Genomic DNA, 21,939 nt, shown 5'->3' with positions numbered 1-21,939 from the left:
GCTATACCGTGCTCGGCCGACCCCTCCGGCAGACTGTGAGAGTGAAGGACGGACGGATGCGACGCTGGCTGCGCGCCTGGGGATACCTGGCCGTCGAGGCCGGAGTCTCGATCGCGTCCGTGGTGTTCCTCAGCCTCGGGCTCGCCCTGCTCCCGCTCATGATCATCACCGGCGGCGTGCTGCTGATGCCCGAGGCGGTCCGCGGCCTGCACGGGTGGACGGATGTGAACCGCCGTCGCGTCGGCGCCTACCGGGGCGAGGAGCTGCCGCCGATCGGCCACGTGCTGCCGCCCGCCTCGACCATCGACGACCGTCTGCGCTTCGCGTTCTCGCGCGCCACGGGTCGCGACCTCCTGTGGCTGGCGGTGCAGGGGATCCCCGTGCTGTTCCTCTCCATGCTGACGATCTCGCTCCCGGTAGCAGCGGTCAACTCGCTCGCCATCACCTACTACTGGCAGTTCGCGCCCGCCGACGACCCCGTCAGCTCGGTGTACCCGGTCACGTCGTGGGAGCTCGCGGCGACGATGCCGCTCGTCGCTCTGGTGTATGCGATCCTCGCCGTGTTCCTGATCCCGGCCGTCGCGCGGCTGGTGTCCTTCGTCTCCGCCCAGCTGCTCGCCACCCCCGAGAAGTCGCGCCTCGCCGCCCGGGTCGACGCCCTCACGCTCAGCCGGGCCGCCGCCCTCGACGCGCACGCCGCCGAACTCCGTCGCATCGAGCGCGACCTGCACGACGGGGCCCAGAACCGCCTGGTGAACGTCGTGATGATGCTCGGGATCGCCGAGCGGGCGCAGGAGACCGGGGGCGATGTGCTCGAACCGCTGCGGCGAGCGCAGGATGCCGCGACCGACGCCCTCGCCGGACTCCGCCGCACCGTGCACGACATCTACCCGCCGATCCTCGACGAGCTCGGGCTGGAAGGCGCGCTGGCCTCGCTCGCCGGGCGCAGCGTCGTGCCCTGCACGATCGAGGCGGCCGACGTCGGGAGGGTTCCGGCGGCCGTCGAGTCGGCTAGCTACTTCGTCGTGGCCGAGGCCCTCACCAACGTCAGCAAGTACAGCGCGGCGACACGGGCCTCCGTCGAGGTCGCCCGCGAGGGCGAGGTGCTGCTCATCACGGTCCAGGACGACGGCGGGGGCGGAGCCGTGGAGCGTCCGGGCGGCGGTATCACCGGCATCCGTCGTCGCATCGAAGCCTTCGAGGGCACGCTGGAGCTCACGAGCCCGGCCGGCGGGCCCACCATCCTGAGAGCGGAGCTGCCATGCGGATCGTGATCGCCGAAGACGACACCCTCCTTCGGGAGGGCCTGGCGCTGCTGCTGCGCAGCGAGGGCTTCGACGTGGTGGCCGCGGTCGACAACGCCGAGGGCTTCCTGGAGCGACTCGACGAGGCGGATGCCGCGGTGGTCGACGTGCGGATGCCGCCGACCTTCACGAGCGAGGGGTTGAAGGCCGCCGCCGAGGCGCGCGCCCGCCGCCCCGGCTTCCCCGTGCTGGTGCTGTCGGCCTATGTCGAGGACCGCTATGCCGGCGAACTCCTCGCAGCCGGCGCCGACGGTCTCGGCTACCTCTTGAAGGAGCGCGTGGGCAAGGTCGCCTCCTTCATCGATGCCCTCAACCGCGTGGCTGCCGGGGGCACGGTGATGGACCCTGAGGTGATCTCGCAGCTGATGAGCCGCCGTCGCGCCGACGATCCGGTGCAGACGCTCACCCCGCGCGAGCGCGAGGTGCTCGGGCTCATGGCCGAGGGGCTCGACAACGGCACCATCGCCGGGCGACTCTTCGTGACCGAGACCGCGGTGAGCAAGCACATCGGCAACATCTTCGGCAAGCTCGGGCTCGCCTCCAGCGACAGCGGACACCGGCGCGTGCTGGCCGTGCTCGCCTACCTCCGCACCTGACGGCATCCGCCCTGGCGCTCAGGCGCGATTCGATGCCATGCTGACGGGGATGAAACGCTCCACCAAGATCACCACCGCAGTCGTCGTCGTCGCCGTCGCCGGGTTGTTCGCCGCCGCGGCCCCTGCCGTGGTCAGCGCCGCGCCCGCGGTGTTCGGCGTCGCCTCCTGGGCGTCGGAGCGCTTCGCCGCCGCCGAGCCCTCCACGGCCCCCACGCCGGCACCCTCGGATGCCGGCGGGAAGACGGAGGAGAACCTCGTCTCCCTCGGCGACGGCATCAGCGTTCCCGCCGGTGGTCCCGGCGACTGCACCACCAACGCGTTCATCAACGTCGGGAGCACCGACGGCGAAACGACGCATGCCAAGCTCCTGGGCGAACTCGTCGACATGGGTGAGTCGGAGCTGGCGAGCGGCCCGGTCACCCTCGATGCCGACGGAGAGATCTTCTCGTACGAGGTAGAGGCCGGCGACAGCCTCATCGCGATCGGCGAGCGCTTCTGCGTCGACTACGTCACCGTCGGCAGCTTCAACCATGTGCGCGGCTTTGAGCCGATCGCACCCGGGGACGTCCTCTACCTGCGCCCGGATCCGACGCTTCCGTTCGTCGACATCTACTCGCCGTACAACGCCGCACCCGGGTCGTCGACCATCCCGTACTACGACGGTGTGGCGGCGTTCTCCACCGCCGTCGCCACCGCAGACCTGGGTGCCGCGCGGTTCCTGTGGCAGCGCCTGGAGAAGGACATGCCCCCGGAGACGGCGGCCGTGATCACGCAGGCGCTGAACGACGAGGATCTGTCGCTGCTCCGCCGCATGTTCCCGTAGCAGCAGGCGCTCTTCGCCGCCGGTCCGTCGGCGGTCGTTCCCGCGCGCCCGGAAACCCCTCGCAGATCTCCTCCGAAAAGTTCGGTATTCGGTGTTGCTAAGTACCGGTACTCAGTGTTACTTTGTACCGGTACCCAGCAACACTGAGTACCAACCGAAACGAAAGGAGGACCTGATGGGCAAGCAGATGACCGAGATGCTCAAGGGCACTCTGGAGGGCATCGTTCTGGCTCTCCTCGCCGAGCAGCCGGCGTACGGGTACGAGATCACCACACGCATCCGCGACCACGGATTCACCGACATCGCCGAGGGCACGATCTACGCACTCCTCGTGCGCATCGAGCAGAAGAACCTCGTCGACGTCGAGAAGGTCCCGAGCGAGAAGGGTCCGCCCCGCAAGGTGTACACCCTGAATGCCCAGGGCCGGCAGGAGCTCGAGGAGTTCTGGACCACCTGGAGCTTCCTCAAGACACACATCGAACAGCTGGAAAAGCGCAACACCGAGAACAAGGAGAACTGACCATGGCCGCGAAGTGGATCGAAGCGATCACCGGATCCCTCGAAGAGAAGAAGCTCTACAAGCAGGCGCAGGCCCGCATCAACGCCCTCCCCGAGCCGTACCGCGAGGTCGCGAAGGCGCAGCAGCGCTACAACATGTACTACGGCGGAGTCACCGACGGCGACACCATCGTGAAGATGTTCCTCGACATCGCCGACCTGTGGGAGCGCGCCGCGCTCGACGGCACCCCCGTCAGCGCCATCGTCGGCGACGACCCGGTCGAGTTCGCCGAGAACTACGCCGCCGCGTACGGCGGACGGCAGTGGATCGACAAGGAGCGCGCACGCCTCATCAAGGCGTTCGACGACGCGAAGAAGAAGGAGGAGTCATGACGAATGCAGCCATCTCGGTGCGCGGCATCGAGAAGTCGTACAAGGATCTGCACGTGCTGCGCGGCGTCGACTTCGAGGTCGAGAAGGGCAGCATCTTCGCCCTCCTCGGCTCGAACGGCGCCGGCAAGACCACGGTGGTGCGCATCCTCTCCACCCTGCTGAAGGCGGATGCCGGCACGGCGACCGTGCAGGGCATCGATGTCGCCGCGAACCCGGTCGGCGTCCGCGAGGTGATCAGCCTCACCGGGCAGTTCGCCGCGGTCGACGAGATCCTCACCGGACGCGAGAACCTGGTCCTGGTCGCGAAGCTGCGGCACCTGCCCGACGCCGGGAACATCGCCGACGACCTGCTGGCGAAGTTCCGCCTGACGGATGCCGGAGCCCGCAAGGCCGGCACCTACTCCGGCGGCATGCGTCGCCGGCTCGACATCGCGATGAGCCTGGTCGGTCACCCCGAGGTCATCTACCTCGACGAGCCGACCACCGGCCTCGACCCCGAAGCCCGCATCGAGGTGTGGGACGTGGTCAAGGAACTCGCGAACACCGGCACCACGGTGCTGCTCACCACGCAGTACCTCGACGAGGCGGAGCAGTTGGCCGACCGCATCGCGATCCTGCACGAGGGCCGCATCATCGCCAACGACACTCTCGCCGGCCTCAAGCGCCTGCTGCCGGCCGCCAAGGTCGAGTACGTCGAGAAGCAGCCCACCCTCGAGGAGATCTTCCTCACCCTCATCGGCCCCCAGGCCCCCGGAAAGGAGAACGCAGCATGAGCACGCACTTCGCCGCCGATACGGCGACACTCACCGGCCGCTCCATGCGGCACATCTTCCGCAGCCCCGACACGATCATCACCACGGCGGTCACCCCGATCGCGCTGATGCTCCTGTTCGTCTACGTCTTCGGCGGAGCCCTGCAGCAGAGCACCGGTGCCGAGAACTACGTGAACTACCTGCTCCCCGGCATCCTGCTGATCGCTGTCGCATCCGGCATCGCGTACACCGCGTTCCGGCTCTTCAACGATCTGCAGAGCGGAATCTTCGAGCGGTTCCACTCCATGCCGATCGCCCGATCGAGCGTGCTGTGGGCCCATGTGCTCACCTCCCTCACGGCGAACGCCATCACCCTGGCGATCATCTTCGGCGTCGGATTCCTGATGGGCTTCCGCACCGGGGCGAGCCCGCTCGCCTGGCTCGGAGTCATCGGCATCCTGCTGCTGTTCACCCTGGCCCTCACGTGGCTCGCGATCATCGCGGGGCTCAGCGCGAAGACGATCGACGGGGCGACCGCGTTCTCGTACCCGCTGATCTTCCTGCCGTTCATCAGCTCGGCCTTCGTGCCGACCGACACCATGCCGGCTCCGGTGCAGTGGTTCGCCGAGAACCAGCCGGTCACCTCGATCGTCAACACCATCCAGGCACTGTTCGCCGAGAAGCCCGTCGGCGACGACATCTGGGTCGCCCTCGCCTGGTGCGTCGGCATCCTCGTGGTCGCCTACGTGTTCGCGATCATCGCCTACCGGAAGAAGGTCAGCTGATCTTCGCCCAGCGAGACGGGACGCTCCGACCGGGTCACTCGACCCGGCCGGGGCGTTTCGCCGCGCTCGGCGGCGGTTCGGCGTTGTGAGCCGCGCGTTGTGAAGGAGATCTCACGATCTGAAGGAGCTGTTTACGGAAAGGCGCCTTCGAAGCGTGAGATCTCCTTCACGTCAGGCGGGCGCCGGGTACGCGGCAACGATGAGCACATAAGCGACGGTGATGGCCACGAGGCTCAGACCGATCGCCACACCACCGATCACGTGCGGCGATCTCCTCTTGACGAGTGCGATGACGAGCAGGGCGAGGTGTGCGACGAGGATGACGATGAGTGCCACCCTCAGACCGTCGATCGCCATGTTGGCGACATCGTCCCTGCAGGAAGATGCACACCCATCCATTCGCATCGCAGTGAGATAGACGAGAAGGATGCCCCCGCAGGCAACTACGATCTGAGCCAACGCCCAGAGCCCCGCGGCGACGTAACGTCGCCGCGGCATGCGCTGGATCGGCCCCCACTGGCTCGTCCCGGTCATGAGAAGTCAGTCATCATGTGTCGGACAAACGCTCGCGGATCGGACATGTAGCCCTTATAGGAGCTATGGATCTGGTTGTCAATCGGCGCCCCGGCCTGGCAAGCCCAATCCTTGGCGCCGCGCTCGGCGGGAGTCGCTTGATCCGAGCCACGTGTTCTGAAGGAGAACTCCCGCTTTGAAGGGGTCCTGCGCTGCATGGCTCCTTCAGAACGTGAGATCTCCTTCGCGTTGGGTGGGCGGGACGGATGCGGGACGGATGCGGGACGGATGCTGCACGAAGCGGGTAGGGGCACACCCGCTCACCGCAGCCCGAACGGGCCGAGCACCACGCGGCGGCGGCTCCGCACCCACACCACACCATCTGCGCGCTTCTCGGCGTGTGTGGCGAAGCGGTAGCGGTACGAAACGGCCCGCACCCACCGCGGCCGCTCGCCGTCGAAGGGATCGACCCGGATCAGCGCGAGTGTCGGAGCATCCGCTTCGAGCAGTCGGACGAGGAACGCCGTGAACCAGTCGTCGAACGAGTGCCCGAGCGGCAGGAACCACATCAGCCAGTCGAGGCGCAGATGGTATGGAGCGAACTGCCGCGGCATCCGTCGCACGTCTCCGGGCTTGCCCCGGAACTCGTACTCCCGCCACTCGCTCCCCTCCTCATCGACTGAACCCTCGACGACGATCTCGATACGTTCCTTCGTGACCGTGCCGAAGGCGCCGTAGGCGTTGGCGAGCTGCCAGCGGTTGAAGCTCGCGTTCATAAGCTGCCGCCGCGCGAACAGGTTGCGCATCGCCGGCACGCTCACCACGACGTACAGCAGCCCGACGCCCGAGGTGATGATCACCCACAAGAGCGGGAGGCCGGAGAGGACCCACGGCGCGTCGGTCGGCGGCGTAGCCTCGGCCGCCCCCACCCCCGGCAGCCCGATCACCGAGAAGGCGATGACCATCGTCGCCCAGTTCAGCCACGCGAAGTTCCCCGTGAGCACCAGCCAGGCCTGCGTCAGGATCACGATGGATGCCGCGACTGCGCCCACGATCTGCGGCACCGGGCCATCCACCCACAGCGACAGCAGCGGCGCGAACAGGAAGAACGGCACCACGAGCTGCGCGAAGTGATTGCCCACCACCTCGCCGCGATGGAACCAGCGCGGCAGCAGATGCGCCTGCCGACTGAGCGGCCCCGGCATCGGCTGCGTCTCGTGGTGATACATGAGGGCCGTCAGATCACGCCACTCACGGCCGCCGCGGATCTTGATCATTCCGGCACCGAACTCCAGCCGGAAGACCAGCCACCAGAACAGCACGATCACGACCGTGGGCGGCGGCTGGTCGTTCGACCCGAGGAAGGCCGCGAGGAGCCCGGCCTCCAGCAGCAGCATCTCCCAGCCGAACGAGTAGAAGGTCTGCCCGATGCTGACGATCGACATGTAGCCGAGCCACAGCGCAAGGAAGCACAGCATCGGCACCCACGGCGGACCCCACTGCGGGATGCCGATGACGAGGAGAGTCGCGACCACGATCCCCGCCACACACAGCGCGACGAGCCGGCGGTCGGAGTAACGGATGCGCGAGAACAGGGTCGGATGCAGCATCCGCCGCCGCTCCGCCTTCTGGCCGACCCACTCGAGGAGGGCCGGCGCCGGGAGCAGACCGTGCTCACCGAGCAGCGATCGGAACTGGTTCAGGCTCGACAGGAACGCGACGAGGTACAGCGCCGCGATGCCCCGCTGCAGCACCTCGCGCGCGAACCCGAAGTCGACCGCCGCGAACCCGTCCACGGCCACAGGCTACGCCGCCGGCATCCGCGGGGAAGGGGGCTTGCGCACGGGTCCCCCTCACGCAATGAAGGAGATCTCACCCGACGAAGGAGCCCCTGCGCGAACAGGGCCTTCGAAGGGTGAGATCTCCTTCGTATCGCGTGCCGACTCCGAGCGGATGCTGCACCTCGGAGCCGGTGTGACTCAGGTCAGCTGGTGGCGACCCAGTCGAACTGGTCGCCGTACTCCTCGAGCCATGCGTCGACGGCATCCGCTTCCTTGCCCTCGCCGTACTCGTTGACCACGAGGTCTTCGAGTGCACCGTACTGCTCGTCGTCGAGCTTGATCTGCTCGATCAGCTCAGCGGCCTCGGGGAACTCCTCGGCGAAGCCCTTGGTGCCCAGGAAGTGCAGGCCCTCGGCCTTGCCCATGGCGCCCTTGGGGTCTTCGAGGTCCTTCACGGGGAAGGCGTCGTTGGCCCAGAACGGTCGCCACAGCGTGACGACGATGTCCTCCTGCTTGTCGGTCGCGGTCTTCAGCTCGGTGAGCATGGCCGCGGTCGACGAGGTGACGAGCTCGTACTCGCTGTCGAGTCCGTACTCGGGCATCATCTTCTGGGTCTGGGCGGTGAGGCCGGCACCCGGCTCGATCCCGTAGATCTTGCCGTCGAAGTCGGCCGCCTTGCCCTTGAGGTCCTCGATCGAGGTGAGCTCCGAGTACTCCGGCACCGCGAGAGTGAGCTTGGCGTTCTCGTAGTACTTGCCCAGGTCTTCGATGTCGTCGCCGTACTTCTCCATGTACTCGGCGTGCGTGAGCTCGGGCCAGGCCGACGGGTACATGTCGACGTCACCCTGCGCGAGACCCGTGTACAGCGGGCCCGCCTCGGTGAGGGTCTTCATCTCGACCGTGTAGCCGATCTTCTCGAGCTGGTCCTGCAGCAGGTACGCGGTGCTCAGGCCGTCGGTCCACGAGGGCAGGAAGCCCAGGGTGATCGTGCCCTTGTCGTCGGAGCTGCCGTCGCCGCCGCCCGTGCCGCCGGCGCCGTCGCTGCTGCAGCCCGCGAGGGTGAGCGCCGCTGCAGCGCCGAGGGCGGTGATTGCGAGGATCTTCTTCTTCATGTGATTTCTCTCTCTCGGTTCCGTATGGGTGTTGTTCCGTAGGGGTGAAAACTCAGTGCACGAGTGCCGGGTCGGCATCCTGCGCCGAGGGTGCCTCGGCTGCGGGGGCGGATGCTGCTCCGCCACCACCGCCGTGCGGCTTGCGGCGCCGCTCGATCATGCCGAGCAGCGACGAGCGGTTCTCGCCCGGGGCACCCAGTGCGGCGGTGACCCGATCGAGGAAGACGGCGATCAGCACGACGCCGAGACCGGCCTCGACGCCCTTGGGGATGTTGATCGTCGAGATCGCCTCGACCACCATCTTCCCGAGGCCGTCGGCACCCGCCATTCCGGCGATGACCGCCATCGACAGGGCGAGCATGATGACCTGGTTGACGCCGGCCATGATGGTCGGCATCGCGAGCGGGAGCTGGATGCCGCGGAGGATCTGCCCCGGCTTGGCGCCGAACGCGTGTCCGGCCTCGACGGTCTCCGAGTCGACGCCGCGGATGCCGAGCTCGGTCAGACGCACGCCCGGAGGCAGCGCGAAGATCACGGTGGCGACGAGTCCGGGGACCACGCCGATGCCGAAGAAGACGATCGCCGGGATCAGGTACACGAACGCCGGCATGGTCTGCATGAAGTCGAGCACCGGCTTCAGCACGGCCCGCACGGTCGAGTTGCGCGCCGACCAGATGCCGAGCGGCACCGCGATCAGCACGGCGATGATGGCGGCGACGAGCACGAGTGCGAGCGTCTGCATCGCGGGGACCCAGAGGTCCATCCCGACGATCAGCCCGAACGACACGATGGTTCCGATGGCGAGCTGCCACGAACGCACGATCCAGGCGATGAGCGCGGCGATCACGATGATGACCGCGAAACTCGGCGTGAGCAGGATGCTCGTGAGCCCCTCGACGAGGAAGCTCATCACGAACGAGATGACGTCGAGCAGACCGTCGAGGTTGTCCTTGATCCAGTCGACGCCGGATTCGATCCAGGTCCCTACGGGGATGCGGAAGCCGTCCATCAGCGCACCTCCTCCGTGGTCGGGGCATCGGCCGGGTCGGCGGTCCACCCGTCATCGAGCACCGCATCGATCTCGGCCTGCGGCATCGGCATCATCGGCAGGGTGATCTCCTCGGTCGCGCCGGGGCCGGGGCCCAGGGCGGCGAGCAGCGTCACACGCGGGATCACACCGGCCAGACGCCCCTCGGCATCCGTCACGGCCAGCGGCAGCGGGGACTCGACGGCGGGCACGAACAGGTTCATCAGCACCTCGTCCTCGCGCACGCTCTGCGGCACGGGCTTGATGATGGAGTCGAGGGTGGTGGCGCCCTGGCGCACGAGCTTGACCGCGTCGCGGTCGGTCACGACACCCACGAGCTGGCGGTCACGGCCGACGACGTAGGTCGCCGACATGTAGGCGTCGCGCATCTGGCGGAGCGCGGTGCGCGGACCGGCGGTGTGCGGCACGACGGGGCGCGGGCGCTCCATCACGTTCGCGGCGGTGAGCACACGGGCGCGGTCGACGTCCTGCACGAACTGCTCGACGTAGTCGTTGGCCGGGTCCATCAGAATGTCCTCGGGCGTGCCGATCTGCACGATGCGGCCGTCGCGCATCACGGCGATCCGATCACCGAGGAACATGGCCTCGTTGAGGTCGTGCGTGATGAACACGATCGTCTTCTGGAGCTTCTGCTGCAGCTCGAGCAGCTGCTCCTGCATCTCGCGGCGGATCAGCGGGTCGAGTGCGCTGAACGCCTCGTCCATCAGCAGGATGTCGCTGTCGGCGGCGAGCGCACGGGCGATGCCGACGCGCTGCTGCATTCCGCCGGAGAGCTCGGAGGGGAGCTTCTCGCCCTGACCTTCGAGGCCGACCAGCGAGAGGATCTCCTCCGCCTTGGCCAGGCGTTCGGCCTTCGGGGTGCCTTTGAGCTCGAGCGGGTAGGCGACGTTCGCGGCGACCGTGCGGTGCGGCAGCAGAGCGAAGTGCTGGAAGACCATCGAAATGCGGTCGCGACGGATCTCGCGGAGCCTCGAGGCGGGGATTCCGGTGATCGGGTCGCCGTTCACCGTGACGGTGCCCGACGTGACGTCATGCAGCCCGTTGAGCATGCGGATGATGGTGGATTTGCCCGATCCGGACAGGCCCATGATGACGAAGATCTCACCGCGGTTCACGGTGAAGCTGGCGTCGATGACCGCCGCGGTCCCCGCATCGGCGACGGCCGTGCGACTCTCTCCGGCCTTCAGGCGGCGGACGGCGGTGCTCGGATTCTTACCGAAAACCTTGTATAGATTGCGCGCTTCGAGAGCGATTTCGGACACGTTTCCCCCGCGGCTCGCCTTCGGGTGGCTGAGCCTGCTTCGGTTACGCCCGGGTGAGGCTCTCAAGGCCGTTCGACATGATCGCTGTGGCGGCACAGACGGCGGATTTCGGATCCGCCGCGATAGAGCATCGACCGTACGCCCACGCCTCTTCGCAGCACAGCTCATCGAAAGAAGGACGTGACCGCGGACTGGTCTTCGGACCGTCAGGCCCGCATTCCAACGTAACGAAATGGCCGATCAGGGGCAAATCCTGGGTCCGCCGGCAGTGCGAATTTCAGCGGCTGACCGGGGGATTGCACGGGTGTTCAATATTCCGGTCCGAGACCGATTCGGGGTCAGGATCGGCGCTCTTCGGAGGTGCGGATGCTGCGCGTCACGGTGAACTTCGGGGTGCGCGACAGCTGTTCCGTGTGGCCGATCAGGCGGGCGAGTTCGGCCCGATAGCCGAGCGAGGAGTTGTACACCGTGAAGAGTTCTCCGCCGGGTCGGAGCACGCGCGCGGCAGCCTCGAACAGACGGGTCGCGGCACCCGTGTGCACACTCGTTCCGAGGTGGAAAGGCGGGTTCAGCAGCACGACGTCGACACTCGCGTCCGCGATCTCCGAGGCCGCGTCGTCGTGCATGACCGTGATGCGGTCGGCGACCCCGTTCGCGGCGGCCGTCGCGCGGGCGGAGGCCACTGCCGCCGCCGAACGATCGGTCGCGATGACCTGCGCCTCGGGATGGGCGAGTGCATACGAGACGGCGAGTGCGCCGGTGCCGCAGCCGAGGTCGAGCACGCGGGATACGGAGCCTCCGCCCCGGGAGCCGAGCACTTCGAGCAACACCCGGGTGCCGATGTCGAGGCGGGCGCCGGCGAACGCCCCGCCGTGCGCGACCAGAGTCAGCCCGTCGTGCTGCGCGGTCACCGGAAACGGCGGATCGGCGGGCACCGGACGCGGGGCGGAGGCCACGATCAGGCGGGACTTCCGCTCGGCGCGCTGGGGCTGCACGTGCGCGAAGCTGCGCCCGAGCACTTCGTTCTGCGCGAGCGTCATGTGCTTCACGCGGCCGCCGGCGACGAGCACCACACCGGATGCCGCCCAGCGGGCCAAGGCATCCGCGATCTCCTCGAGCTCCGCGAGCGACTTCGGCAGCTGCAGCAGCACGAGCCGTGCGCCGGAGAGCAGCTCGGCATCGAGCTCATGCGCCACGAAGCCGGCGAGCCCGAGATCCTCGGCGTTGCGCTCCAGGGCACGGCGGCCGGTCGCGAGGTCTTGATGCACGCGGATGCCGTGCCGCCCGGCATCCGTCAGAGCCAGCGTGATCGCGCCGTATTCGTCACCGATCACGACGGTTTCGGAGCCCGGGATGTCGAGGGAGAGCGCCCGCTCGACGAGCAGCAGATCGGTCGCGTCATGGGCCTGGAGGTTGTCCGCCTCGACGTCGGGCCACCGGCGCAGGCGACTGTAGGGGAACTCCGGCACCAGCCCACTGTACGCGGGCGTCCGCCCGCACACGCCCGGGGTTGACACCGGACAGGTTCCATGGTTACTTAGTCGAGTAAGTAACCCACTAACCCACCGGAGGACTCGTGATCGAAGAAGGCAAGCCGCTCTTCCTCCAGATCGCCGAGCAGATCGAGGACTCGATCGTCGACGGCTCACTCGCCGAGGAGGCACAGGCTCCTTCGACGAACGAGCTCGCCGCGTTCTACCGGATCAACCCCGCAACCGCTGCGAAGGGAGTCGCCATGCTCACCGACAAGGGAGTGCTCTACAAGCGCCGAGGCATCGGCATGTTCGTCGCCGACGGAGCGAGGGAAGTCCTCCTCGGCGAGCGCCGCGCGCTGTTCGCCGACCGCTACATCGATCCACTCCTCGCCGAGGCCCGCACCCTGGGTCTCGGCGCCGAAGACCTCGCGGCACTGCTCCGGCAGCGCGCCGCACTCACCACCGACACAGAAGGGAAGAACCCCGCATGACCGCCGTCATCGAGGTGCAGAACCTCAACAAGCGCTACAAGGAGAAGCGAGCGCTCGACAACGTCTCGCTCAGCATCGAAGGCAACGCCATCTACGGCCTTCTCGGTCGCAACGGCGCCGGCAAGACCACCCTCATGTCGATCCTCACCGCCCAGAACTTCGAGTCCTCGGGCTCGGTCCGGGTGTTCGGCGAGCACCCGTACGAGAACGCGCACGTGCTCGGCCGGATCTGCTTCGTCCGGGAGAGCCAGAAGTACCCGGACGACGCCTACCCGAAGCACGCGTTCAAGGCTGCGAGCCTGTTCTTCCCCCACTGGGATCAGGCGTTCGCCGACGAGCTCATCGCGGAGTTCCAGCTGCCGATGAAGCAGACGATCAAGAAGCTCTCCCGCGGCCAGCTCTCCGCGGTGGGCGTGATCATCGGACTCGCCTCGCGCGCCGAGATCACCTTCTTCGACGAGCCCTACCTCGGACTCGACGCGGTCGCCCGACAGATCTTCTACGACCGACTGGTCGAGGACTACGCCGAACACCCGCGCACGATCATCCTGTCGTCGCACCTGATCGACGAGGTCTCCAACCTCATCGAGAAGGTCATCGTGATCGACAACGGCCAGATCATCCTGAACGAAGACACGGATGCCGTCCGCGAACGCGCCGTCACCATCGTGGGCGAGGCCGCCAAGGTCGACGCCTGGGTCGTGGGCCGAGAGGTGCTCCACCGCGAGGCTCTCGGGCGCGTGGCATCCGTCACCGTGCTCGGCCGTCTCAGTGCAGAGGAGCGGGCCGAGGTCACGGCATCCGGTCTGGATCTCGCTCCGGTCTCGCTGCAGCAGCTCGTCGTCCGTCTCACCCAGAAGGCGGAGGCCCACTCCGCCACGAATGACTCCGGCGCGAAAGAGGAGGTCCGCTGATGCGACGCACAGTCAACGTCATCCGCCTGCAGCTGATCAACAAGGGGACCTTCGTCTGGTACCCGCTGATCATCCTCGCCGCAGCGGTGGTGATCTCGGTCCTCATCTACGCGATGATCCCGGTCGACACCCCGAAGTACGGCGGCGGCGGTCAGGCTCCGCTCTGGTACTTCTTCGCCATCGGGATGTCGGCGATGACGCTCACCTTCCCGTTCTCGCAGGCGATGAGCATCACCCGCAGGGAGTTCTTCTTCGGCACGCTGCTCACCGCGATACTCGGCAGCGCGATCATGGGGGTGCTGTTCCTCATCGGAGGCGGCATCGAGGTGGCCACCGACGGATACGGCATCAACGGCTACGTCTTCTACCTGCCGTGGCTGTGGGATGCGGGTCCGGGCGGCGCCTTCGTGGTCTACTTCACCCTCGCGCTGTTCTTCTTCGTGCTCGGCTTCACCGGCGCGACGATCTACAAGAGCTGGGGACAGCTGGTGCTCATCATCGTGGGCATCGCGCTCTCCCTGGTGCTGCTCGGCCTGGTGTTCCTGGTGACGCGGCTCGACCTCTGGCCGCACGTCGGCGCGGGGATCATGGACCTCGGCGCGCTCGGTCTCGCACTCTGGGGCCTCCTCGCCACCGCGGTGCTCACGGGCGTCTCGTTCCTCGCCTTCCGGAGGACCATCCCGTAAGCGCACCTCCGCCGCCGCATTTCTCGACGCCGGTCACCCTCCCTGGGGTGGCCGGCGTCGTCGCGTCTGCGCGCTACCGGTACCCGGCCGACGAAGCAACCCACTCGTCGGCCGCGCACCGGGCGCATACGCTCGCGGAATCACCGGCACCACGCCCCACCCGCACGCGCCGAAAGAGAGGATGCCGTGACGCAGAGCCAGCCCCGATTCCGCGCACGCCGCGCAGGCATCGCGCACGCCCTCCGCGAGGCCGTCCTCCCCGCACGCCTGCTGCTCGTCGCGAAGACGATGCTCGCGGTCGGTCTCGCCTGGCTGATTGCTCCGCACATGCCGGGCGTCACCGACGAGTACCCCTACTACGCCCCGCTCGGGGCACTGTTGAGCATGTACCCCACGCTGATGGGGTCGGCGAAGTCGAGCTTCCAGACGCTGCTCGGGCTCGCCGCCGGCATCGGCCTCGCCACGGTGGTCGTGCTCACGGTGGGGCCCACGTGGTGGACCATCCCGCTCGTCGTGGGTGTGGGAGTGCTCGTCTCCGGGACGGGCTGGTTCGGTGCCGGACGCGAATACATCCCGATGGCCGCGATGTTCGTGCTGATCATCGGCGGACAGAACGCCGACGACTACTCCCTCGGATACCTCACGCAGACCGCGGTCGGGATCGTCATCGGCCTCGTGGTCAACGTCCTGATCGCGCCCGCACCGCTCACCGTCGCCGCGGAGGGACGAGTGGCCGCCTTCCGCGAGCAGCTCGCCCGACATCTCGACGACATCGGATCGGCGGTCTCCGAGTCCTGGCCGCCGGAGCACGGGCAGTGGGCCGACGACGCGGCCTCTCTCGCCGACACCGCAGGTGAGTTGCGGGCAGCGCTCGCGGAGGCCGACGAGAGCCGACGGGGCAATCCCCGGGCGAAGGGCCACCGATCGCGGATGCAGCAGAGCCACGAGGAGCTCGCGGCACTCGACCGGATCGCGCACCTCATCCGCGACATCTCGGACGAGATCGCCGACACCATCTGGGACCGGCCGGCCGGCCTGCCGCTCGATCCCGCGCTGCCCGGTCCCCTGTCCGAGGCGTGCCACGCGGTGGCGGAGGTGATCGCACGCGGCGGTGCCTCATCCGCTGAAGATCACCGCGTCCGCGGCGAAGCCGCCCGCGCCACGCGGCTCCTCCTCGAGACCGTGAACGATCGCACCGTCGACGCAGGCAGCGCGATGGGCCCGGGCGTGCTCACCGCGATGCACCTGCGCCGCATCCTGATCCTCAGCGGAACGGGTTCGTCGACCGGGGACTGACTCCGGACCGCGTCAGATGGTGTCGTCGGCGGCGATCACGTCCACCTGCCAGTAGCGGCCGTCGGGGTCGGCACTGTCGTGCGCGTCATCGGCGGCGCTCAGCACATCGTTGATCTTCACCATCGCGTCGTCGAACTCGGACTCGGTCAACCGGATCGTCCTCTGGGTGAAGGCGGCGTGCACCTCGGTCGTGCGTCCGGCGACATACTCGGGGGTCCAGGCGGTCACCCGGCGCATCAGATCGTGATGGTCCTCCACCAGCGCAGCGATCACCGCGGTCCCGAGCTCCTCGTCGGCCACGGGGCTGTCCGGGCCGCCCACGTTGAGGGGACCCTTGTGCCCGGTCCAGACACGATCACGCCGGTCGCGGGCCTGCTCGGGCGCCTCTTCGATGAGACCGGCGTCGGCGAGTGCGCGCAGGTGGAAGCTCGCGCTGTTGGCCGGCACCCCGAGCTCGGCGGCGATGTCCGCCGCTCGCAGGAAGTCTCGGCGCGAGAACAGGCGGATCATCTGTCGGCGCAGCGGGTGGGAGTAGGCCTTGAGCATGGCCGAGGTCATCCAGACGGGATCGTCGCCCTTGCTCTCGCTGGTGTCGGCTGCCATGCCCCGATCCTACCCGCACCCAAAATTGCGCAATAGAACTTGCGCAATTGTTCTTGCGCAATTACTGTCGACGCATGACCACCCTCACCGAGTCGCATCGCTTGTGGCACAACGGCCGCTACCTCACCTGGTTGCTGAGCGACACGAGCAAGGGCCTCGCGGCCGCGCTCTTCGGTTTCGCGATCCCGCTGCTCGCGCTCATCGTGACGAACGATCCCGCTCAGGCCGGCATCATCGGCGCGGCCGGAATGATCGCCCGCCTGCTCATGACCCTCGCCGGCGGTGTCCTCGCCGACCGCCACCGCCGCATCGCGCTGATGCTGCTCGGATCGCTCATCGGCATCGTGCTGGCGGGGGCCTTCACCCTGCTCGCCCTCGGTGACGCGATGACCTTCGGTTCGCTCCTCGTGATCGACATCCTCCTCGCCGCCCGCAGCGGACTGTTCGACGTCGCCGGCGAGAGCGCGATCAAGGAGATCGTCCCCGACGACGCGATGGGTCGCGCGCAGGCCGCGAACCAGGGCCGCGATGCCGCGCTCCAGCTCGCGGGCGGCCCGCTCGGCGGTCTGCTGCTGGGCATCGGCGGCTGGGCGGTCGGCGCCGTCATGACCCTCTGCCACGCGATCGCCGCCCTGACCGCCTGGATGCTGGGGCGCCAGGCCCGTCGTGCCGGGGTGGTCGACACCGGAGCAGCCGGCGAAAACGGAGACGACCCGGACGACCCGCGGCGTGTCGTGGCAGAACACGCCGTCGCCGCGACGGAGGACCTGGGTTTCGGCACCTCTGCGTCGGCCGCCCCCGCGAAGCGCAACGCCTGGGCGGAGCTGCGAGAGGCGTTCGCCTGGCTGCTCTCTCGGCCCGACCTCGGCGGAGTCCTGCTCATCACCACGGTCGTGAACCTCGGGTTCAACGCCGCGATCACCACCGTCATCTACTCGCTGCAGCAGGACGGCCACTCCGAGCTCCTCATCGGCACGCTGAGCGCATCGATCGGGGCGGTGATGCTCGTCGGAGCCGTGTGCGCCCCCCTGCTCGTCCCCCGCATCAAGGCCGGGATCCTGACGATCGCCGGGCTATCGGTCGCGACCGTCGGGGTCGTCGCGCTCACGATGGTCACCACACCGTGGGCGATCGCCGTCGTGCTCGGCGCCTCGGTGCTGCTGGTGCCCGCGCTCAACGCCGGGATGATGGGCTACTTCATGGTGGCGACACCGACCCACCTGCTCGGCCGCGCCAACAGCGCCGCGGGCGTGCTCGGCATGGGGGCGATGCCGCTCGCGCCCCTCATCGCCGGCTTCGGTCTCGCCTGGATCGGGCGGGAGTGGACGCTGCTGCTCTGCGCCGCGCTGTGCCTGGCATCCGTGGCTCTGGCCGTCGGCAATCGGGCACTGCGCGCGCTGCCGGTCGAGTCGCGGTGGGCCGCGCATGCGAAGGAGTTCGAGTCGGCCTGACCCGCTCCCGGAAGAGGTGCCGCGCTAGAGGGCGCCGGTCAGCGCCGCGACGCCGGCGAGCACCGAGACCAGTGCGAGCACCAGGGCGATCGCGATCAGGACGGCGTGCACCTTGAGGAACGCGGTGGCCTTGCCGTTCTCGTCGCGCGCACGCGGATCGTGGGCGACGCGCTTGTAGAACTGCGGCCAGACGACGGCGTTGAAGGCGGCGTTGAGGAAGAGCACGACGGAGAGGGCGATCACCCCTCAACGCTATCGAGGTCCGCCCCCAGGCCCGACCGCCGGACGAGCGTGGAATTCTTGGATGAAGTCATGTATCAGAAACCTCTTGCCGTGCTCCTGGTAGATGTGATCACAATGGGCTTCATGATCGACGGCGCACCCGGCGCCGCTCTCGATCCTGCTTCGGATGACGGGCGCGCACGCTGGGAGCGCGCCGCGGATCTGTTCGGCGCATGGCGCGAGGGCGATGGCCGCGCGATGGACGAGCTCGTACGACTGATGACCCCCGTGCTCTGGCATGTGGTGCGCGCGTACGGGCTCGAACGCACGCTCGCGGAAGACGTGGTGCAGACCACCTGGCTGCAGCTCGTGCGCGGCCACGGTTCGATCAGCGACCCGCGGGCCGTGTCGGCCTGGCTCACGACCACCGCCCGGCGCGAGGCCTGGAAGGTCGCCAAGGCGCACGGCAAGATCGACACGACCGTCGACGACGACCTCGATGCTCTCCTTCCCGAGCAGGCGTCGGCCGAGGAGCACGCGACGCTCGGCGACGAGAACCGACGGCTGTGGACGGCCGTGCGCCGCCTCAACGAGAGGTGCCAGAAGCTCCTGCGCGTGATCGCCTTCGAAGAACGGCCCGACTATGCGCGCATCGCGAGCGACCTCGCGATGCCCATCGGAAGCATCGGCCCGACGCGCAATCGCTGCCTGGCCAAGCTCCGCGCGCTGCTGGACGCACCCCCGACCGCCCAGGCGGGGGGATTCGCATGAGCACTCACGAGGACGCCGAGATGTTCGCACGCCTCCGCACGCTCTGGAGCGACGTCGACCCCGTGCCCGCCGGTCTGATCGACCGCATGGTCGCCGCCGTGGCCGCCGACGGGCTGAACCGCGAGTACGCGCTGCTCACCCTCGTGGAGGGGCAGCTCGGCGCCGTGCGGGGTGAGGCGGATGCGCTCACCCTGCAGTTCAGCGACGGCACCACCAGCATCCTGCTGCACGTGACGCGCACCGCATCCGGTCGCCGCCGCGTCGACGGCTGGGTCGACACCGGTGCCGCAGAGGTCTTCCTGACACAGGGCGAGAAGACGATCTCGGCCGCGCCGGAGGAGACAGGACGCTTCGCGTTCGACGAGGTGCCGCCCGGTCTCACGCGCGTGCGCCTGACGACCGCGATCGGGGACGAGACGCGCACGCTCGCGACCCCGCAGTTCGAGCTGTGACCGCGGGCGCCGCCCGTCGATGAAGCCGCGGGGCGACCCGCACCGAGAGGATGACGATGGAGCAGCCCAAGGGATGGACCTGGCAGGACCGCGCGGAAGGATCGATCCGCCGGGGAACGGCCCTCGACCCGAGCACGGAGCCGGTGGACGGCATCCGCGCCTTTCCGACGGCGTACCTGCCGGAGCGACTGCTGGTCACCCGAGCCCTCGGCGACGAGGAAGCCTACGACCAGGAGGTACGGACGCTGCGCGATGCGGCGGACACCTTCGGGTGGCAGCTCGAGGAAGAGCGCGGAGCGCGACGGATCGGCGACGGCGAGCTGGTTCCGGGCGTCGCCGGGTTCCAGCGCCTGCTGTTGACGACCCCCGTCGAGCCGGTGGGCGGCGAGGCCCCGTTCTCGCCCGACGCCTGGCGGGTGCTCCAGCGTGCCCGGCGCATGTCGCACTCGCCCATGCCGCGCACGAGCCTGGACCACGTGCTGTCCATCGATCCGGTCGGGCTCAACCCGTTCACCCGGACCAATCCCTTCACGCGGACCAACCCGTTCACCCGGACCAACCCGGTGCGCGGTGAGGGCGCCGCGGGCAGCGACGACTACCTCGAGCCCGGGAGGGGCGCACGACAGCCGGTGACCTGGCTGGGCCCTGCTCCCGTGCGCGCACCGGCGCCGAAGCGCGGGCGGCGACCCGTCGTCGCGGTGCTCGACACGGGATGCGGCGAGCACGCCTGGCTTCCCGACGACATCGTCACCCGGCATGTCGACCTCGACGGCGTGCCCGTGGGCCTCACGGACGACGCCGACCCGGAACGCTACCCCGACCTGTACGGACAGCTCGACGGCGCGATCGACGCGGTCGCCGGCCACGGCACGTTCATCGCGGGGCTCGTCCGGCAGGCAGCGCCGGATGCCGACATCCTCTCCATCCGCGTGGCGGGCGCACTGGGCGTGGTCGACGAGAGCACCCTGCTCGACACGCTCGCGCAGGTCGTCACGCTGCTGATCCGGCACCGCGAGGACCCGACGACGGGCTTCCCGATCGACGTGCTGAACCTGTCCCTGAGCTACTACCACGAGACTCCGGTCGACAAGATGTTCAGCCTCACGCTGCACCAGCTGCTGGCCAAGGCCCGCGAGCTCGGCTGCGTGGTCGTGTGCTCGGCGGGCAACGACGCCATCGATCGGCCCTCGTTCCCGGCATCGCTGTGGCCGTGGCCGGACTCGGACAACGGCATCCCGCACGACGACGGCACCCCGCTCGTGTCGGTCGGGGCGCTCAACCCCTCGGCGCAGTCGGTCGCCCTCTTCTCGAACGTCGGCCCGTGGGTGCAGACCTACGCCCCGGGCGCCGCCGTGGTGAGCACCTCGCCCGCCTTCGTCGGAGGCTCTCAGGCGGCGACTCGCGCAGACGTCGACGGCCTCCGCCGCGAGACGATCGACCCCGACGACTATCGAGGCGGATTCGCGATCTGGAGCGGCACGTCGTTCGCGGCCCCCTACGTCGCCGGACGCATCGCCGCGCAGCTCGGCACCGTGCCGGTCGGCGGTGCGGCCCCGAAGGCCGCGAAGAAGGCCATCGCCGCCGTGCTGAAGTCCCTGCCGACACCCGTCGACCCGACCTGACCACCCCCGAGCCGGACCGCCCGCACCGATACGGGCGGTCCGACTTGGTGTTCGGCCTGCATCCGCGCTCTTCCGCCCAGCCGCGGGGCAGGGCATCCTGGACGGATGCCCCTGTCCGCCAACGAGCTGCACCGGCGCGGAGTCGAGGCGGCGAACGCGAGACGGTTCACGCAGGCGCGGCGCGCGCTCGACACGGCATCCGCCCGCACCGACGATCCCGACCTGCGCGCCCGCATCGACGGCACGACCGCCTACGTGCTCGCGCAGACCGGGCAGCCCGCGGCCGCCCAGCAGCTGTGCCGCGACGCCCTCCGCCGCTCCGGGCTGCGCGCCGAGACGATCGCCGTGCTCAGCGGTCAGCTCGGTGTGCTCCTCATGCACGCCGGCACGCTGGCGGCGGCCGAGGTCGAACTCAGCCGTGCCATCGACACGTTCACCGCGATCGGCGACGAGACCACCGAGCTCGCGAACTGCCTGATGAACCGCTCGGTCGTGCGCATGCAGCAGCGCGAGCTCGACACCTGCATGGAAGACCTGCGGCGCGCGGTGGCCGTGTACGAGGCGAACGACGACCAGGAGCCGCTCGCCGAGGCACGGCACAACCTCGGCTATGCGGCGCTGCTCGGCGGAGACCTCGTCAGCGCACTCACCCTCATGACCCGCTCCCGTCCGACGCTCGCCGCGATCAGCGACCTGGCCGCCGCGATCAGCGACCTCGACCGCGCGGAGGTTCTCCGCGACGCCGGCCTCACCACAGAGGCGGAGACGCTGCTGGGTCGGGTCGCCGCGGAGTTCGGCGCGCAGCGGATGCAGCAGGCCAGGGGGGAAGCCGAGTTCCACCTCGCGCGCTCGCTGCTGCGCCACGATCCGGCTGCCGCCGAGCGCACGGCCCGCACGGCGACACGGCGCTTCACCGCGCTCGGGAACCACGGGTGGGCGGCGCGCGCCGAAGCGGTGCGGCTCGAAGCGCGGCAGCGTGCGAAGCCGGACCGCCCGGTCGACGCACCCGCCTTCGCCCGCACCGCCAGAGCCCTCGACCATGCGGGATTCCGGACCGAGGCGACCGGCCTCCGCCTGAGCGCACGACGC

The 21,939-nt window shown here is 68.8% G+C and carries 23 protein-coding genes and 1 pseudogene; 16 read left to right on the top strand and 8 right to left on the bottom strand.

What is annotated here, in order from left to right; all coding sequences use genetic code 11:
• The first annotated feature begins 56 nt into the window (after positions 1–56).
• The 7 genes from GZ67_RS0103145 to GZ67_RS0103115 all read left to right on the top strand — a co-directional run bounded on the left by GZ67_RS0103145 (position 57) and on the right by GZ67_RS0103115 (position 5,151).
• A complete protein-coding gene (locus GZ67_RS0103145) occupies positions 57–1,274 on the top strand; it encodes a sensor histidine kinase (protein ID WP_029263192.1) in 1,218 nt (405 codons plus the stop codon).
• Positions 1,262–1,900, top strand: coding sequence for a response regulator (locus tag GZ67_RS0103140; RefSeq protein WP_029263193.1), 639 nt, complete (start codon positions 1,262–1,264; stop codon positions 1,898–1,900). The genes GZ67_RS0103145 and GZ67_RS0103140 overlap by 13 nt, the downstream gene beginning before the upstream one ends.
• Before the next feature lie 49 nt (positions 1,901–1,949).
• Positions 1,950–2,723, top strand: coding sequence for a LysM peptidoglycan-binding domain-containing protein (locus GZ67_RS0103135; RefSeq protein WP_136025698.1), 774 nt, complete (start codon positions 1,950–1,952; stop codon positions 2,721–2,723).
• 175 nt (positions 2,724–2,898) lie between these two features.
• Positions 2,899–3,243: a PadR family transcriptional regulator gene (locus tag GZ67_RS0103130; RefSeq protein WP_029263195.1), complete on the top strand. Its 345-nt coding sequence runs from the start codon at positions 2,899–2,901 to the stop codon at positions 3,241–3,243.
• Positions 3,244–3,245: 2 nt separating this feature from the next.
• The gene (locus tag GZ67_RS0103125; protein ID WP_029263196.1) at positions 3,246–3,614 is read left to right on the top strand and encodes a DUF1048 domain-containing protein; all 369 of its coding nucleotides are present in this window, start codon (positions 3,246–3,248) and stop codon (positions 3,612–3,614) included.
• On the top strand, positions 3,611–4,387 hold the full coding sequence (locus GZ67_RS0103120; protein WP_029263197.1) for an ABC transporter ATP-binding protein: 777 nt from the start codon (positions 3,611–3,613) through the stop codon (positions 4,385–4,387). The genes GZ67_RS0103125 and GZ67_RS0103120 overlap by 4 nt, the downstream gene beginning before the upstream one ends.
• Entirely contained in the window at positions 4,384–5,151 is a 768-nt protein-coding gene (locus GZ67_RS0103115) for an ABC transporter permease (RefSeq protein WP_029263198.1), read from the top strand. Before GZ67_RS0103120 ends, GZ67_RS0103115 begins: the two co-directional genes overlap by 4 nt.
• Before the next feature lie 171 nt (positions 5,152–5,322).
• Here the strand turns inward: GZ67_RS0103115 and GZ67_RS0103110 are convergent, their stop codons facing one another.
• From GZ67_RS0103110 to GZ67_RS0103085, 6 genes are all read right to left on the bottom strand, one after another.
• A complete protein-coding gene (locus GZ67_RS0103110) occupies positions 5,323–5,487 on the bottom strand; it encodes a hypothetical protein (RefSeq protein WP_231481682.1) in 165 nt (54 codons plus the stop codon).
• Positions 5,488–5,984: 497 nt separating this feature from the next.
• Positions 5,985–7,460 carry a lipase maturation factor family protein gene (locus GZ67_RS0103105; protein WP_029263200.1) on the bottom strand — a complete coding sequence of 492 codons (1,476 nt, stop codon included), beginning with the start codon at positions 7,458–7,460 and terminating at the stop codon, positions 5,985–5,987.
• 188 nt (positions 7,461–7,648) lie between these two features.
• Positions 7,649–8,557: a glycine betaine ABC transporter substrate-binding protein gene (locus GZ67_RS0103100; RefSeq protein ID WP_029263201.1), complete on the bottom strand. Its 909-nt coding sequence runs from the start codon at positions 8,555–8,557 to the stop codon at positions 7,649–7,651.
• A gap of 52 nt (positions 8,558–8,609) precedes the next feature.
• On the bottom strand, positions 8,610–9,566 hold the full coding sequence (locus GZ67_RS0103095; RefSeq protein ID WP_029263202.1) for an ABC transporter permease: 957 nt from the start codon (positions 9,564–9,566) through the stop codon (positions 8,610–8,612).
• Positions 9,566–10,867 carry a quaternary amine ABC transporter ATP-binding protein gene (locus GZ67_RS0103090; RefSeq protein ID WP_029273756.1) on the bottom strand — a complete coding sequence of 434 codons (1,302 nt, stop codon included), beginning with the start codon at positions 10,865–10,867 and terminating at the stop codon, positions 9,566–9,568. Before GZ67_RS0103090 ends, GZ67_RS0103095 begins: the two co-directional genes overlap by 1 nt.
• 338 nt (positions 10,868–11,205) lie before the next feature.
• Positions 11,206–12,336, bottom strand: a complete 1,131-nt coding sequence (locus GZ67_RS0103085; protein ID WP_029263204.1) for a class I SAM-dependent methyltransferase — start codon at positions 12,334–12,336, stop codon at positions 11,206–11,208.
• 107 nt (positions 12,337–12,443) lie between these two features.
• Here GZ67_RS0103085 and GZ67_RS0103080 point away from each other — a divergent pair, with 107 nt between their 5' ends.
• The 4 genes from GZ67_RS0103080 to GZ67_RS0103065 all read left to right on the top strand — a co-directional run bounded on the left by GZ67_RS0103080 (position 12,444) and on the right by GZ67_RS0103065 (position 15,729).
• Positions 12,444–12,833 carry a GntR family transcriptional regulator gene (locus GZ67_RS0103080; protein WP_029263205.1) on the top strand — a complete coding sequence of 130 codons (390 nt, stop codon included), beginning with the start codon at positions 12,444–12,446 and terminating at the stop codon, positions 12,831–12,833.
• Entirely contained in the window at positions 12,830–13,747 is a 918-nt protein-coding gene (locus tag GZ67_RS0103075) for an ABC transporter ATP-binding protein (protein WP_029263206.1), read from the top strand. The genes GZ67_RS0103080 and GZ67_RS0103075 overlap by 4 nt, the downstream gene beginning before the upstream one ends.
• On the top strand, positions 13,747–14,433 hold the full coding sequence (locus GZ67_RS0103070) for a hypothetical protein (RefSeq protein WP_029263207.1): 687 nt from the start codon (positions 13,747–13,749) through the stop codon (positions 14,431–14,433). The genes GZ67_RS0103075 and GZ67_RS0103070 overlap by 1 nt, the downstream gene beginning before the upstream one ends.
• 186 nt (positions 14,434–14,619) lie before the next feature.
• Positions 14,620–15,729, top strand: coding sequence for an FUSC family protein (locus tag GZ67_RS0103065; RefSeq protein WP_029263208.1), 1,110 nt, complete (start codon positions 14,620–14,622; stop codon positions 15,727–15,729).
• 12 nt (positions 15,730–15,741) lie between these two features.
• On the opposite strand, the gene GZ67_RS0103060 is transcribed toward GZ67_RS0103065, so the two are convergent.
• Positions 15,742–16,332, bottom strand: coding sequence for a winged helix-turn-helix domain-containing protein (locus tag GZ67_RS0103060; RefSeq protein ID WP_029263209.1), 591 nt, complete (start codon positions 16,330–16,332; stop codon positions 15,742–15,744).
• Positions 16,333–16,406: 74 nt separating this feature from the next.
• Here GZ67_RS0103060 and GZ67_RS0103055 point away from each other — a divergent pair, with 74 nt between their 5' ends.
• Positions 16,407–17,783 carry an MFS transporter gene (locus GZ67_RS0103055; RefSeq protein WP_029263210.1) on the top strand — a complete coding sequence of 459 codons (1,377 nt, stop codon included), beginning with the start codon at positions 16,407–16,409 and terminating at the stop codon, positions 17,781–17,783.
• 24 nt (positions 17,784–17,807) lie between these two features.
• On the opposite strand, the gene GZ67_RS0103050 is transcribed toward GZ67_RS0103055, so the two are convergent.
• The gene (locus GZ67_RS0103050) at positions 17,808–18,026 is read right to left on the bottom strand and encodes an SCO4848 family membrane protein (RefSeq protein ID WP_029263211.1); all 219 of its coding nucleotides are present in this window, start codon (positions 18,024–18,026) and stop codon (positions 17,808–17,810) included.
• Between the two features lie 69 nt (positions 18,027–18,095).
• Between GZ67_RS0103050 and GZ67_RS0103045 the strand changes: the two genes are divergently transcribed.
• The 4 genes and pseudogenes from GZ67_RS0103045 to GZ67_RS0103030 form a co-directional block, all read left to right on the top strand.
• Entirely contained in the window at positions 18,096–18,776 is a 681-nt protein-coding gene (locus GZ67_RS0103045) for an RNA polymerase sigma factor (protein ID WP_231481681.1), read from the top strand.
• Positions 18,773–19,228: a hypothetical protein gene (locus tag GZ67_RS0103040; protein ID WP_029263213.1), complete on the top strand. Its 456-nt coding sequence runs from the start codon at positions 18,773–18,775 to the stop codon at positions 19,226–19,228. The genes GZ67_RS0103045 and GZ67_RS0103040 overlap by 4 nt, the downstream gene beginning before the upstream one ends.
• Before the next feature lie 56 nt (positions 19,229–19,284).
• Positions 19,285–20,850 (top strand): S8 family peptidase, encoded by a 1,566-nt coding sequence (locus tag GZ67_RS0103035; protein WP_029263214.1) that lies wholly within the window; start codon positions 19,285–19,287, stop codon positions 20,848–20,850.
• 105 nt (positions 20,851–20,955) lie between these two features.
• Positions 20,956–21,939, top strand: a pseudogene (locus tag GZ67_RS0103030) (CHAT domain-containing protein); the annotation flags it as partial.

The sequence above is a fragment of the Microbacterium sp. Cr-K20 genome (assembly GCF_000708325.1).
Lineage (GTDB): Bacteria > Actinomycetota > Actinomycetes > Actinomycetales > Microbacteriaceae > Microbacterium.
The sequence above is the reverse complement of the archived record's forward strand: the minus strand, read 5'-3'. Positions and strand labels throughout refer to the sequence as shown.

What these genes read in the sequence shown, in the direction of transcription:
- GZ67_RS0103055 (WP_029263210.1), top strand. Translation starts at nt 16,407, where the DNA reads ATGACCACCCTCACCGAGTCGCATCGCTTGTGGCACAACGGCCGCTAC.
- GZ67_RS0103035 (WP_029263214.1), top strand. Translation starts at nt 19,285, where the DNA reads ATGGAGCAGCCCAAGGGATGGACCTGGCAGGACCGCGCGGAAGGATCG.
- GZ67_RS0103135 (WP_136025698.1), top strand. Translation starts at nt 1,950, where the DNA reads ATGAAACGCTCCACCAAGATCACCACCGCAGTCGTCGTCGTCGCCGTC.
- GZ67_RS0103095 (WP_029263202.1), bottom strand. Translation starts at nt 9,566, where the DNA reads ATGGACGGCTTCCGCATCCCCGTAGGGACCTGGATCGAATCCGGCGTC.
- GZ67_RS0103040 (WP_029263213.1), top strand. Translation starts at nt 18,773, where the DNA reads ATGAGCACTCACGAGGACGCCGAGATGTTCGCACGCCTCCGCACGCTC.
- GZ67_RS0103120 (WP_029263197.1), top strand. Translation starts at nt 3,611, where the DNA reads ATGACGAATGCAGCCATCTCGGTGCGCGGCATCGAGAAGTCGTACAAG.
- GZ67_RS0103075 (WP_029263206.1), top strand. Translation starts at nt 12,830, where the DNA reads ATGACCGCCGTCATCGAGGTGCAGAACCTCAACAAGCGCTACAAGGAG.
- GZ67_RS0103070 (WP_029263207.1), top strand. Translation starts at nt 13,747, where the DNA reads ATGCGACGCACAGTCAACGTCATCCGCCTGCAGCTGATCAACAAGGGG.
- GZ67_RS0103145 (WP_029263192.1), top strand. Translation starts at nt 57, where the DNA reads ATGCGACGCTGGCTGCGCGCCTGGGGATACCTGGCCGTCGAGGCCGGA.
- GZ67_RS0103140 (WP_029263193.1), top strand. Translation starts at nt 1,262, where the DNA reads ATGCGGATCGTGATCGCCGAAGACGACACCCTCCTTCGGGAGGGCCTG.
- GZ67_RS0103130 (WP_029263195.1), top strand. Translation starts at nt 2,899, where the DNA reads ATGGGCAAGCAGATGACCGAGATGCTCAAGGGCACTCTGGAGGGCATC.
- GZ67_RS0103100 (WP_029263201.1), bottom strand. Translation starts at nt 8,557, where the DNA reads ATGAAGAAGAAGATCCTCGCAATCACCGCCCTCGGCGCTGCAGCGGCG.
- GZ67_RS0103125 (WP_029263196.1), top strand. Translation starts at nt 3,246, where the DNA reads ATGGCCGCGAAGTGGATCGAAGCGATCACCGGATCCCTCGAAGAGAAG.
- GZ67_RS0103045 (WP_231481681.1), top strand. Translation starts at nt 18,096, where the DNA reads ATGTATCAGAAACCTCTTGCCGTGCTCCTGGTAGATGTGATCACAATG.
- GZ67_RS0103060 (WP_029263209.1), bottom strand. Translation starts at nt 16,332, where the DNA reads ATGGCAGCCGACACCAGCGAGAGCAAGGGCGACGATCCCGTCTGGATG.
- GZ67_RS0103115 (WP_029263198.1), top strand. Translation starts at nt 4,384, where the DNA reads ATGAGCACGCACTTCGCCGCCGATACGGCGACACTCACCGGCCGCTCC.